The sequence below is a fragment of the Collinsella sp. MSK.8.10 genome (assembly GCF_019041915.1).
GTDB lineage: Bacteria > Actinomycetota > Coriobacteriia > Coriobacteriales > Coriobacteriaceae > Collinsella.
In genome coordinates this window covers 16824-29890 of the sequence record NZ_JAHPYF010000006.1, presented here as the reverse complement: position 1 = coordinate 29890, position 13067 = coordinate 16824, and the positions used below count along the sequence as shown (strand labels likewise).

The window sequence follows — 13067 nt, the reverse complement described above, 5'->3', positions numbered from 1 at the left end:
ATGCCCGGACCTGAACGCGATTCAACACTTCCAAACAGAAACTACGCACCTGCGTATCTCTCAAGGAGGATGTCATGAGGGTTGTAATCGCTTCCGATGCCGACGGTATGTCGATGAAGGAGTCCATCAAGGAGATGCTCATCGCTGACGGTCACGAGGTCGTCGACTATTCCGAGACCCCTGCCGCGGACTTTGTCGATTCCGCGACCGCCGTTGCCAAGGACCTGCTGGAGCACAAGGATTCCCAGGGCTTCGCATTCGATAAGTACGGCGTCGGCTCCTATATGGCCGCCGTCAAGATCAAGGGCATGGTCGTCGCCAACATTTCCGACGAGCGTTCCGCCTACATGACCCGCGAGCACAACGGCTCGCGCATGGTCACCATGGGCCCGGGCGTTGTGGGCACCGAGGTCGCCAAGAAGATCGCCCGCGAGTTCCTGCGCGCCCAGTACGCCGGCGGCCGTCACCAGATCCGTGTCGACATGCTCAACAAGATGGCCTAACGAGAGCCACCGAGAACTCGAACTTCTACCTCAACTTGTGAATTCAGACGAAAGGACGTTCTGATGAAGAAGACCATCGCAATCGGTTGCGACCATATCGTTACGGACGAGAAGATCTATCTGGCCGACCGCCTGGAGCAGGCTGGCTACAAGGTGCTCGACTGCGGCACCTACAGCCACACCCGTACGCACTATCCCATCTACGGTAAGGCCGTGGGCGAGGCTGTTGCCAGCGGCAAGGCCGACTTTGGCGTGGCCCTGTGCGGCACCGGCATCGGCATCACCAACGCCGTCAACAAGGTTCCCGGCGCCCGCTGCGCCCTGGTCCGCGACATGACCTCTGCCCTGTATGCCCGTCGCGAGCTCAACGCCAACATCGTGGGCTTTGGCGGCAAGATCACCGGCGAGTTCCTGATGGCCGATATCATGCTTGCCTTCCTGGAGGAGCCCTACGAGAAGACTCCCGAGCACGATGCCCTGATCGCCAAGATCGATGCCTGCAACAAGGCCGACGCCGAGGCTCAGGCTGACCCGCACTTCTTTGACGAGTTCCTGGAGAAGTGGGACCGCGGCGAATACCACGATTAGCGGGTATCCGGCGTAATTAACTAGTCCGTTGACGGCTCGCGTTTCTGTAATGGGGCGCGGGCCAGTTTTCTATCAGCCCAATTGGCTTGGCGGGCTTGGCGTGCATTGTTCTTTTGCGTGCGGCGCCGCCTCATTACCTTTGTGCTAAAGGCACGGCGTTCGCAATGGATCGTGCAAGATGATATGTGAAGGAGAAGATTCCCATGGAGTTTGTTCTTGATAACGGTTCTATTCGTGTGGCACTGAGCACGGCTGGCGGATCGTTCACTTCGATTAAAGCCAACGGCCGTGAGTACCTGTGGCAGGGCGACCCGGCGGTGTGGTCGGGCCAGGCACCCATTTGTTTCCCGATCTGCGGCGGCCTTCGTGACGGTCGCGCAATGACCATGGGCGGCCGCGAGGTCAAGCTCGCCCGCCACGGCTTTGCTCGCAAGCAGGAGTGGAAGCTCGAGGAGCAGAGCGACAACATGGTTGTGCTGAGCTTAAGCTCTGCCGACCATGCCGAGTTGCTCGAGCAGTACCCGTATCCGTTTAAGATCGTTGCTCGTTACACGATCGATGCGGAGAAGGTGGCCGTGTCGTACGAGGTGACCAATGAGGGCACCGAGGACATGCCGTTCTTTGTGGGCGGTCACCCTGGCTTTAAGTGCCCGCTTGACGAGGGCGAGTCCTACGACGACTACGAGCTCCGTTTTGAGCAGCGCGAGGCCGCCGAGCTCTGTACTGCCGTTCCCTCGACGGGCCTGATTGATGTTGAGCATCGCAGCAAGAACCCGATGGTTGGCCATGACCTGCCGCTGACCCACGAACTCTTTGACTTCGCAGAGACCATCTTTGACGTGCTCGAGAGCCGCGTGGTTACGCTTACCAAGAAAACCGAGGACAAGGGCGTGCGCCTGACGTTCCCCGATATGCCATACCTGATTGTGTGGAGCAAGCCCGAGGGCGACTTTGTGGCCGTGGAACCGTGGGGCGGCCTGTCCACCTGCTCCGACGAGGACGATATTCTGGAGCACAAGCGCGGCTGCCTGGTGGCCAAGCCGGGAGAGACCGTCACCCGCGGCTTTGAGATCGAGATCCTTTAACGAGCTATCGTATGTTTGGGGCGGGTTATGCCGCCCCGGAACAGGAGTTCAACATGATTCTGACCGTTACCATGAACCCGTCGATTGATACGCGCTATCAGCTCGACAAGCTGATCATCGACGATGTTAACCGTGTGACACCCGAAAAGACCGCTGGCGGCAAGGGCCTCAACGTGAGTCGCGTGCTGCTGCAGCTGGGTGACGACGTGCTCGCGACCGGCCTGCTCGGCGGCCACATGGGTGCCTATATGGCCGAGCTTATGGATGCCGACGGCGTCAAGAACGACTTTGTGCCTATTGCTGGTGAGACGCGCATCTGCCTGAATATCCTGCACGAGGGTAATCAGACCGAGCTGCTGGAGAGCGGCCCGCAGATCGCCCCGGCCGAGCTCGAGGCCTTTACGGCCAAGTTTGCCGAGCTTGCAGCGAAGGCGGACGTCGTGACGCTTTCGGGCTCGCTGCCGCGTGGCGTCGATGCCGGCTACTATGCCGAGCTCGTCAAGATCGCCGAGGAGGCGGGCGCCAAGGTGCTGCTCGACACTTCGGGTGCATCGCTGGAGGCCGCGCTGGAGTCCGACGCTAAGCCTGAGCTCGTAAAGCCCAACCTGACCGAGATTAACGGCCTACTGGGTACGTCCTTTACGACCGATGATGTCGATGCCCTGCGCGAGGCGCTTGCCGCCGATGACCGTTTTGCCGGTATCCCCTGGGTTGTCGTTTCGATGGGCGCTGCCGGTTCGGTTGGCTTCCATGAGGGTCGCGCGTTCCGCGCCAAGACGCCCGCGATTGCGGCTGTGAACGCAACGGGTTCCGGCGACTCGACCATCGCTGGCTTTGCGCATGCCATTGCGGCTGGTGCCGACGACGTCACGGTGCTCAAGACCGCCAATACCTGCGGCAAGCTCAACGCTATGGATCCCAAGACCGGTCACCTGGTCATGGACCGCTGGGACGAGATCTACAACAGTGTTGAAGTAACGGAGCTGTAGGGTTACGCGGTTTTACCAAACCGCGCAACCAGCCGACGCTGCAAACCCGCCAGAGCGGCAATCTGCCTTTCAACTGCGGCGGCATGACCAGAAGGTCAATGCCGCCTTGTTTCAAGGCACCTTGCTCGCTCTGGCGGGTTTTCGCTGTCGTTGCCAAAACATCGACGTAGCCCTGGTCGCAAGTAGTCGTTGGGGACGTTCTTAAATGACTAGTCAAACAAGAACGTCCCCAACGACTAGTCATTTAAGAACGTCCCCAACGACTAGCTAATAAAACGGCGCCCGTCGGCGATGTTGCCGGCGGGCGCCGTTGTTTTGAAGACGAAATGATCCGTTTTCCTCCGTCCCCAAGGGATCGTTACAGCGAGTCGATAAAGCGCTGTTGGGCGGCGCGTCCTGCTTCGTCCCACTTAAAGACGCCGGCGTTGTCGAGCACGTGGCCAAACACCACGCCGACCTCCTCGTGCAGGATATCGATGGCGTTGTCGGCCGTAAGCTCGTCGGCGCGGCGGGCAAAGACGTCCTCAGCCCATGCGGCGTGGCTGCGGCAAAGATCATCGCCCTCGAGCGCACCGGCAAGGTCGTAGCTGGCATCGACCTTGGCTGCCAGCAGATGCTCACGGACAGCGCCAAGCTCGGGAACCAGGCGCGGCGGCAGAATGGCCAGGCCCATGACCTCGATCAGGCCGATGTTCTCCTTCTTAATGTGGTGGTACTCGGCATGCGGATGGAAAACGCCCAGCGGATGCTCGTCGGTCGTGATATTGCAGCGAAGCGCCAGGTAGGCCTCGTAAATCTCGCCGCCGGCATTGCCGCGGGAATCGACGCGGCGGATGACGGGCGTCACGGTGTTGTGGGCCACGCCGTCGGCCGTGTGTGCGATAACGCCCACCGACTCATCGGTCCACTCGCGCCAGGCGAGGATAATCTTCTCAGCAGCGTCGAGCAGCTGAGCGCGGTCATGCGAGCGCAGACGCAGCACCGAGAGCGGCCACTGCAGCACGGTACCGCCGACCTGGTCAAAACCGGGCACGCTAAACTGCGAGACCTCGGCGGCGTGCATCATGGGGAACTCGTGCGCACCGCCCTGGAAGTGGTCGTGCGAAAGAATCGAGCCGCCCACGATGGGCAGGTCGGCGTTGGAGCCAATAAAGTAGTGCGGGAACAGGTCGACAAAGTCGAGCAGACAGGTCAGACCCTTGCGGTCCACGTGCATCGGGCGATGCTCGGAGCTCATGGCAATGCAGTGCTCGTTAAAGTACGCGTACGGGCTGTACTGGAAACCCCAGCGCTCGCCGTCGAGCTGGATGGGGATAACGCGCAGATTCTGGCGGGCGGGGTGAGCGCCGCCGTCGGCTGCGGCGGAGCGTCCGGGATAGCCCTCGTTTTCGATGCAGAGCTGGCAGGCGGGATACTTCTCGCCCGTGTTCTTGGCTACACCTGCCGCGGCGATATCGCGCGGGTCCTTCTCAGGCTTGGACAGGTTGATAGTGATCTCAAGATCGCCCCAGTTGGTGGGGGTGCTCCATTTGATGTTGCGCGCGATGGCGGCACGGCGCACGTAGCCGGCGTCGCAGCACAGGCCGTAGAACCAGTCGGTTGCGGCGCGGGGCTCGTTGACGCCCATACGTCCGTTGAACTCTTCGTTTACAACCGAAGGCCTCGGCATGAGCGCGCCCATGATGCGCATGGCGATGCGGTCGCGGCCCGACGCCGTGTCCTCGGCGGTGCCGTTGGCAACGGCGGTCTCGGAAAGCGCGGCAAGCGTGCCTTCAAGGTCAAAGTCGGGCAAGGTATCGGGGTGCAAGAGCGAGAGTTTCTCAACCTGGAGCGCCCAGGCCATATCGAGCGCGGGCCCCGTAGCGCCGATGCACTCCAAAATGGTGTTGTATGCCCAGATGCGGTCGTCCTGGCCGATCATCGATCGGTGGATGGCGTACTCGATCAGGTTCTGTGCGGCCTCGCGCACGTCAGTCATTACAGCCATGCCGCGTAAGCCCCCTTGTCAGAGATGGCGTAGTGACGGGCAGAGCCCTCGCCCAGCCAGCCGTTCATCTTGGCAATGAAGGTGTCGACCAGGTCGAGCGGCACGAAGGCCTGGATGGTGCCACCAAAGCCGCCACCGTGGATACGGACGGCGCCGCGGCCGTCGAGCACGTGCTCGGCCAGCGCCAGGGCATACATGGAAGGCTGCTCGGAACCCAGCTTGGCAACAACATTCTGCAGGTACATGGCAGAGCTGGCGCCGGACTCGCGCGTCAGGACCAGGAACTGGTCGATGTCGCCGGCGTTCAGAGCTGCCCAGCGCTTGTCGACCAGGCCGTTCTCGTACCAGTAGTGAACGGCGCGCAGGCAGGCACGGTCGCCCAGTTTGGCGCGCAGCTCGGGGAGCCTGGCGTCAAAATCGGCAACGTCGACCTCGCACAGGCGTGCCTTGCCAAACTCGGCGGCAACGTCCTGCATCTCGCGCGGAACGGCGGCGTAGTCGTCGGTGGCGGCCACGTGGTCGGCACCGACCTTAACGAGCACGAGCGCATAGCCGTGATCCTCAAAGTTGAGCTCGAGCTTCTGGGTTTTAGGCTGAGCCTGGTCCTCAAAGTCCATGTAGGCAAGGCCGCCCAGGCACACGGCGGCCTGGTCCATCAGACCGCAGGGCTTGCCGTAATAGTTGTTCTCGGTGCGCTGGCTCATCTGCGCGAGCGCGACGGGCTCGATGGCGGGTGCGCCCCAGAGGGTTTCCATGGCGCGACCGTACGCGGCCTCGACGGCGGCAGAGCTGGAAAGACCGCCGCCCGAGGGGACGGAGCAGGTAAAGGCAAAGTCGAAGCCGTGGGGCTCAACGCCAAGGGCTGCAATCTCGTGGGCCATGCCGCGGACGAGGCTTGCGGACGTGCCCTTCTCGGACTCCTGAACGTCTAGCGTGTCGAGCGCGATTTCAAACGTGGGATAGCCCTCGTCGGCTACGCGAACCTTGTTGGAATCGGTTGCCACGGCGATGCCGTCGACGGCGACATCGAGCGAGCCGGCGATAACGTGGCCACCCTCGTGGTCGGTGTGGTTGCCGCTGATCTCGGAGCGGCCGGGCGCGTGCACATAGAGCACCTGGCGATCGCCGATGGGCCCAAACTCCTCCTCGAACAGCTTGGTGAGCGTGGCGAGTGTCTTTTCGTCGGGGGTGGTCATGGGAGTCCTTTCCTTGGCGCATACTGACGAGTTTTCCGTCGTAGTGAGTACGTTAACAATCTGAAGCGGCGTGAACTCAGCATCTACGATGCCGCACGTTACGGGCTATGTTAACGTACTCATAACACAACGCTTATCACTTTTTGAGAATCTGGTAATCGGTAGAAATTCAGCCGTGAACGGTATTGCCGTATGGACTTATAGAGCAGAAGAGTTGCGGATTGAAAAAGTAGAGTACGTTAACATGCGTCCGACGATAGCGGGCCTCGGCGCGGGGTGTATTTCTGCCCGGGCCGGCATGCACGCTATTCAGATCTCGCAACGGTGAAGGTGATCCTGTGGCAAGGCGCCCGTCCAACGATACAGGTACGCGTCCGGTCTCCATGGCCGACGTCGCCCGCGCTGCTGGCGTTTCGCAGCAGACGGTTTCGCGCGTCGCCAACGGCTTGCCCAACGTTAACGAGCAGACGCGCCAGCGCGTGCAGGCCGCTATGCAAGAGCTCGGCTTTCGTCCGAGTTATGCCGGTCGCTCGCTGCGCGACGGCCGCTACCATTCGGTCGGTCTGTGCGTCAACGATGTCACCAAGTTTGGCAACCTCTCAATGATCGACGGCATCGCCAGCGCTGCTCGCGAGCATAATTGCGCCATCACGCTGGTCGAGATGTCCAAGACCGAGGAGTTTTCGCTTGCCGAGGCCACGCGTCGTATGGCCGCGCTGCCTGTGGACGGCATCATTATCGGCATGAGCCGTATGGCGCCCGATTTTGAGACGTTTGATCCACTGCCGGGCATTGGCACGGTCATCGTTACCATGTACGCGCACCCGCGGGTGACCACGGTAGACTCCGATCATTACGGCTGCTCGCTCTTGCTTATGGATCATCTGTTTGAGCTGGGACACGAGCAGATTCGTTATATCGGCGGCCCGTCGTTCTCGGTCGATGAACAGTTTCGTCGCGCCGGCTGGCAGGACGCGCTCGAGCGTAGGCGCATTAAGCCGCAGGCGCCGCTCGAGGGCGATTGGTCTGCCAACAGCGGTTACGAGGCCGGCAGGTACCTGGCCGAGCACGACCGCACCATGACGGCGATTTACGCGGCAAACGACCAGATGGCAAACGGCGCCATTGCAGCGCTGCGTGATAGCGGTCTGCGCGTGCCCGAGGACGTGAGCGTGGTGGGCGTCGATGACTCGCTCGACGACTTTGTCGCACATAACGAGCTCACGACCGTTCGATTTGACTTGCATCAGCGTGGGCGCGAGGTGTTCGAGCATGCGGTTCCCGAGGCGGGTACGGCGGGCAAAACCGTTGCCATTCGTATTCCCGGCCAGCTCATCATTCGACATAGCACGGCGATACCGCGCTCATAGTTTGTGCTGGTAAACGGCGATTTATCGTATTTCAATAACAATCGGTATGGATGCCGGCAGATAACAGCTGGGATACTGCCGAGTGTTATGATAGACGGGTTCTTTTGTCTATCTAGGAGGCTTTGCCTGATGGAGATCACCAAGGATATCCGCTACATCGGTGTCGACGATCACGACATTGACCTGTTCGAGGGCCAGTACGACGTGTCCGAGAACGGTATGGCATACAACAGCTACGTTATCTTGGGCGAAAAGATCGCTGTCGCCGATTCAGTCGATGGCGGTTTTGTCGACGAATGGCTCGGCAACCTCGAGGCCGCGCTCGATGGCCGTACGCCCGACTACCTGGTCGTCCATCACATGGAGCCCGATCACTCCGCCGGTATCGCCGCCTTTATGGAGCGCTATCCCCAGGCACAGATTGTGGCCAGCATGGGCGCCTTCCGCATGATGGTCAACTACTTTGGCACCGACTACCCCGAGCGTAAGATAGTCGTCAAAGAGGGCGACGTGCTCGACCTGGGTGGCCACAGCCTAACGTTTGTCTGCGCCCCCAACGTGCACTGGCCCGAGGTGATCTTCTCCTACGAGTCTACCGACAAGGTGCTCTTTAGTGCCGACGGCTTTGGCAAGTTCGGCGCCAACGACATCGAGGACCCGGAAGGCTGGGCCTGCGAGGCGCGCCGCTACTACTTTGGCATCGTCGGTAAGTTCGGCAAGTTCGTGCAGGCCGTGCTCAAGAAGGCCGCCGACCTGGACATTCAGATTATCTGTCCGCTCCACGGCCCCGTGCTGACCGAGAATCTGGGCTATTACCTCGACACCTACAACACCTGGTCGAGCTATCAGCCCGAGGACGAGGGCATCACGATCGCCTATGTGAGCGTGTATGGCCATCTGAAGGCTGCTGTTGAGGAGCTCGCTTCTGCGCTCGAGGCTCGCGGCCAGAAGGTTTCCGTTTTTGACCTGGCACGCGACGATATGGCCGAGGCCGTTGAGGATGCGTTCCGCTATGACCGTCTGGTGCTCGCCTCCATCACCTATCAGGGCGAGATCTTCCCGTTCATGAGCACCTTTATCCATACGCTTGCCGAGCACGCCTATCAGAACCGTACGGTGGCACTCGTCGAGGCCGGCTCTTGGGCGCCCACCGCTGCCAAGGTTATGACCAAGGAACTCGAGGGCATGAAGGACATCACTCTGGCGCAGAACAAGGTGACCGTGCTGGGTTCGCTCAACGACGCCTCGCGCGCTCAGATCGAGGCCCTCGCCGACGAGCTTTCCAAGTAGCGACACGTTCACTTTTGACGCTCAGCCATCACAACCACCACAAAGGGGACAGGCACCTTTGTGGTGGTTTTTGTTTAAGCGCCGGCGATGACGAGATTTGGGCGGGCGTCGTCGGCGGTCTCGGCGATTGAGGTGGCGACGGCGCCATCGGGATCACGGTCCATCACGATGGTGTCGACATCGGTCAGCTTGGCAAAGCGGTACATGCCGCGTCCGTTAACCTTGCTGGCGTCCATGAGGGCGACGCTTTGACGGGCGGCACCGACCATAGCCGCTTTGGTCTCGGCCATCTGCGGAAAGTCGGTCGTAAAGCCGCAGCCGGGAACAAAAGCTCCAGGGCACATGACGGCAAGGTCGGCGTGGACCATTTGGAGCGCCTGCATGGTAAGTGGGCCGTACAGATAGCGATGACCTTTGCGCAGTGCCCCGCCCAGCATGACGACATCGACCGAGGGCATGCTCTCGTCGATGTAATCGGCAATGGTAATGTCGGCCGTGATGACGGTGATGCCATCGTGCTGGTCGAGGAGCCGGACAAACTCGAGAGCGGTGGTGCCCGAGTCGACGAGCAGGGTGTCACCGTTGCCGACGAGTTCAATGGCGCTTTGTGCGATGGCCTGCTTGGCGGCAACATTGACGTTGATACGGCGATCCTGGGTGGATACGGTCAGTCGCTTCTGGAGCGACACAGCGCCACCATGCGTGCGGCGCAGCTTGCCGGACTCGGCGAGCGCGTCTAGGTCGGCACGGGCGGTAACGGAGGACACACCAAAGGTCTGGGCGATTTCTGCTACCTGCACCGAGGCATTATGCTCAAGCATCTCCATGATGGCGGCACGACGCTCATCGGCGAAGGCTCGGGTTGTTGCATGGGCCATAGCTGCTCCATCCTCAACTGAAATTTGCAGGAATTGTGTTGAGTCCATTTTCGTTCATTTTCTTTTTGAGTAAGAAAACGCCTTTCGATTACTTATCTTTTCTATAAAAGAAAGATGATTCGCTTGAAAACTGCAATGTCGTATAGAGGGATCCGGCGCGAATCCCTTCCGTTTGCTTTTCAAAAACGAGTGTCTTGACCTGTGTGCCGGTGATATCTCATACGTGCGACGCCGTCGATTTTCATACAATGAGCGCAGCAAAACGCAAGGTAAAACGCCTTGTGAACAACTACGCCCGATGTCCAGATGCGGGCGAGGGAGAGGAGCAAACGCTCATGGCACTTGTTACCACCGAAAAGATGCTCAAGGACGCTCAGGCCGGCCACTACGCCGTCGGCGCGTTCAACGTCGAGAACCTCGAGTTTGTTATGGCCGTTCTGGCCGCTGCCGAGGAGACCAAGTCCCCCGTCATCATGCAGACCACCCCGGGCACCATCAAGACCGCTGGTCTGGACTACTTCTACGGCATGGTCAAGGCTGCCGCCGAGCGCGCTTCCGTGCCCGTCGCTCTGCACCTCGATCACGGCGATGGCTATGACCGCTGCATGCAGGCTTTCCGCACGGGCTACACCTCTGTCATGATCGACGGTTCGCACGAGTCCTTCGAGGACAACATTGCCCTGACCAAGTCCGTCGCCGATGCTGGCCGCGCCATGGGCGTGCCCGTCGAGGCTGAGCTCGGTAAGGTTGGCGGCAAGGAGGACGACGGTCCCGCGGTTGAGGGCGAGAGCCCCTACACCGATCCGGCCGAGGCCAAGGAGTTCGTCGAGCGTACCGGCTGCACCTCCCTCGCAATTGGCGTTGGCACCAGCCACGGTGTGTACACGAGCGATCCGCACATCGAGCAGTCCGTGGTCAAGGCCATCCGCGACGCCGTCGACGTGCCGCTGGTTCTGCACGGCACCTCTGGTGTGCCCGATGAGCAGGTTGCCGAGGCTGTGAAGAACGGCATCTGCAAGGTTAACTACGCCACCGAGCTGCGTCAGGCCTACACCAAGGGCTTCATGGCCTACATGGCCGAGAACCCCGCCTGCTTCGACCCCAAGAAGCCGGCCAAGGAGGGTATGCGTGAGATCACCGAGCTGGTTAAGATCCGCATGACCAACCTTAACTCTGTGGGCAAAGCAGAGTAACAGCAAGGGTACTCTGATCCCACCGGACGGCTTGGGCGGGTCCCGTACTTAGTTTCCAAAACGTTCTCGCGCATGAAGGCCCCCGTTGTCTCGCTTCTTCGAAGCGTTGGCAACGGGGGCCTTCGCGCTGCGGAATGATTTTGGAAACTAAGTACGGGACCCGCCCAAACCGTCCTGCTCAATCGCCCTTGTGGCGTTGGGGCTGAAAGGGTGGGGCGCGGGGGTTACTTGGTTGTTAGGGTTAGCAGGTCGTTGGGGGTTTTGAGGTTGTAGGTGGCGTTTGGGATGTCTTGGTGTGATCCCCATGCCGCTCTGGCAAAACTGACTCCTGCCGAAGTTGCGCATTGTTCGTCGTAGACGGTGTCGCCAACGTAGACGACGTTGCCAGGATTCGCGCCCGTACGCCGGAGATATTCGAGCATGGGAGCGGGTGCGGGTTTATGTTCGGTTGTGTCTTCGACAAGGATGATGTGCTCAAAATACTTATCGAAGCCAAGGGGTGCAATTTCTTCTGCGTATTCGTCGCGCGCGCGTGAGGAGACGATGCCAAGTTTGCAGCCGTTGTCGGAGAGTGTTGCGATAACTTCGTGCAAGCCGGGAAACACGCTGATGGTGCTTTTAAAGCTGGCAGCAACTTGGCACCAGCGATTCAACGTTGCCTGCGAGTAGATCCCAAGTTTCTCAAGGGCGTTCTTGCCGGGTATTCCGAGGGCAAATTCAAGCTCGTGTCGGGGAAGCGTTTTGCCGGTTTCTTCTTGGACAATCTGGCCAAGCGATGACAGCACGCTTTCTTCTGTATCTGCCAATGTCCCATCAACGTCAAACACGATATAGTCAAAGTACTTCATATAGTAGCTCCTATCCGTTGTTTGCCTGCAAGTTTGATGCAGTGACAGAAGAAGGGCTAGCGGGATTTCTGCCTGGTACTATCGAGATTCTGCCTCGCTGCTCGATAGCTCGAAGGAGTGCATCCCATTTGTTCTTTAAATACCTGGCCAAGATGGCTTGCTGTCGCAAAGCCGCATTGGCGCGCGACTGTCTGGACCGTTCGCGTGGTGTGTGCCAAAAGTTCGCAAGCACGGTTTACGCGGTATGCGCGCAGATATGCCGCCGGGGTCGTTCCTGCGCAAGCTTCGATAATGCGGTAACACTCTCTTTCGCTTACGCCGGCTGCAGATGCCATCTGGGGCACATCTATAGCGGCTGCATAGTTTGCGCGGATATAGTCCAGGATTGCCTTGAACTGTACGTCGCGGTTGGTCATCCAAGAGGCGTTGTCGGAGGAAAAGAGCGGTTCGGCCTTGGCGTAAATCTGAATCCAGAGCTCTGACAAGCTATTCCGAAGTGCCATCTCGTTCTGCGGCCGTTGAAGGTCGTGGTTAAAGGAACTCTTTAGCAAATCGATAAAGGGCATATCGTCGGGGTTGGTGGGCGACCATTTGAGCACATCGACGCCTCGACATTGCAGCAATGGGTTGATATAGCGCTTTTGAAGGCGTCCCGCGGGATCGCCGAGCATCGACGGCTGAAAGATATGCAACATTTGAATGGCTGGTGCCGAATTGGGTGATTGCAGCGTGCTGTGCAAAACGCCGCCGTTGATAAAGCCGGCGGACCCTTCCTCAAAGCGTACGTGCTCATGAGCCGCGCGCGTTCGATAGTCAATCGCTCCCTGCTCCATGTAGAAAAGCTCAACTTCGGAATGCCAGTGCCAGGGGACGGAATTGCCCGGATAGCGAGCGAATTCTGCGCGTTCGGCAATATAGGGCCAGTCTTCGGCGGTCTCGGGAAACGCTTCCTCGCGTCCTCCGCGGTGCAATTCTATGTGATCCATGTTTCGCATGGCATCAGTATAAAGCGCGATGGGCTTAGATTGCTCTTGCCTGTTCGGGGAACGCCTTGTCTAGGGATGCTTGGAGCTTTTCGAAGGATGCTCGTAAGTTGAGGCTCTGATCGGCTGAGCGCTTGGTTTTTGTGGTGGGGGAGTC

At 59.8% G+C, this 13067-nt stretch carries 12 protein-coding genes; 7 read left to right on the top strand and 5 right to left on the bottom strand.

Features of this window, described 5'->3' with window-relative positions:
- Positions 1-74 precede the first annotated feature (74 nt).
- The 4 genes from lacA (at position 75) to KTF55_RS07260 (ending at position 3165) form a co-directional block, all read left to right on the top strand.
- Positions 75-503 carry a galactose-6-phosphate isomerase subunit LacA gene (gene lacA / locus KTF55_RS07275; RefSeq protein WP_006234830.1) on the top strand — a complete coding sequence of 143 codons (429 nt, stop codon included), beginning with the start codon at positions 75-77 and terminating at the stop codon, positions 501-503.
- A gap of 63 nt (positions 504-566) precedes the next feature.
- Entirely contained in the window at positions 567-1091 is a 525-nt protein-coding gene (gene lacB / locus KTF55_RS07270) for a galactose-6-phosphate isomerase subunit LacB (protein WP_006234831.1), read from the top strand.
- A 203-nt stretch (positions 1092-1294) separates the two neighbouring features.
- Positions 1295-2176: an aldose 1-epimerase family protein gene (locus KTF55_RS07265; protein WP_195521882.1), complete on the top strand. Its 882-nt coding sequence runs from the start codon at positions 1295-1297 to the stop codon at positions 2174-2176.
- Positions 2177-2229: 53 nt separating this feature from the next.
- Complete coding sequence (locus KTF55_RS07260; RefSeq protein ID WP_217108194.1) at positions 2230-3165, top strand: hexose kinase; 936 nt, start codon at positions 2230-2232, stop codon at positions 3163-3165.
- Between the two features lie 358 nt (positions 3166-3523).
- Here KTF55_RS07260 and KTF55_RS07255 read toward each other — a convergent pair whose 3' ends face one another.
- Both KTF55_RS07255 and KTF55_RS07250 read right to left on the bottom strand, forming a co-directional pair.
- Positions 3524-5152, bottom strand: a complete 1629-nt coding sequence (locus KTF55_RS07255; protein ID WP_226790633.1) for a UDP-glucose--hexose-1-phosphate uridylyltransferase — start codon at positions 5150-5152, stop codon at positions 3524-3526.
- Entirely contained in the window at positions 5143-6348 is a 1206-nt protein-coding gene (locus KTF55_RS07250) for a galactokinase family protein (protein ID WP_217108193.1), read from the bottom strand. The genes KTF55_RS07255 and KTF55_RS07250 overlap by 10 nt, the downstream gene beginning before the upstream one ends.
- Positions 6349-6731: 383 nt before the next feature.
- Here KTF55_RS07250 and KTF55_RS07245 point away from each other — a divergent pair, with 383 nt between their 5' ends.
- Together KTF55_RS07245 and KTF55_RS07240 are read left to right on the top strand one after the other, a co-directional pair.
- Positions 6732-7718, top strand: coding sequence for a LacI family DNA-binding transcriptional regulator (locus KTF55_RS07245; RefSeq protein ID WP_217108267.1), 987 nt, complete (start codon positions 6732-6734; stop codon positions 7716-7718).
- A 129-nt stretch (positions 7719-7847) separates the two neighbouring features.
- Entirely contained in the window at positions 7848-9008 is a 1161-nt protein-coding gene (locus KTF55_RS07240; protein ID WP_226790631.1) for an FprA family A-type flavoprotein, read from the top strand.
- Positions 9009-9082: 74 nt separating this feature from the next.
- Here KTF55_RS07240 and KTF55_RS07235 read toward each other — a convergent pair whose 3' ends face one another.
- Complete coding sequence (locus KTF55_RS07235; RefSeq protein WP_217108191.1) at positions 9083-9886, bottom strand: DeoR/GlpR family DNA-binding transcription regulator; 804 nt, start codon at positions 9884-9886, stop codon at positions 9083-9085.
- Between the two features lie 335 nt (positions 9887-10221).
- On the opposite strand from KTF55_RS07235, the gene KTF55_RS07230 reads away from it, so the two are divergent.
- The gene (locus KTF55_RS07230; protein ID WP_022095149.1) at positions 10222-11079 is read left to right on the top strand and encodes a class II fructose-bisphosphate aldolase; all 858 of its coding nucleotides are present in this window, start codon (positions 10222-10224) and stop codon (positions 11077-11079) included.
- Positions 11080-11303: 224 nt separating this feature from the next.
- Here KTF55_RS07230 and KTF55_RS07225 read toward each other — a convergent pair whose 3' ends face one another.
- Complete coding sequence (locus KTF55_RS07225) at positions 11304-11927, bottom strand: HAD family hydrolase (RefSeq protein ID WP_217108190.1); 624 nt, start codon at positions 11925-11927, stop codon at positions 11304-11306.
- 56 nt (positions 11928-11983) lie between these two features.
- Entirely contained in the window at positions 11984-12913 is a 930-nt protein-coding gene (locus KTF55_RS07220; RefSeq protein WP_158566328.1) for an AraC family transcriptional regulator, read from the bottom strand.
- Positions 12914-13067: the final 154 nt, after the last annotated feature.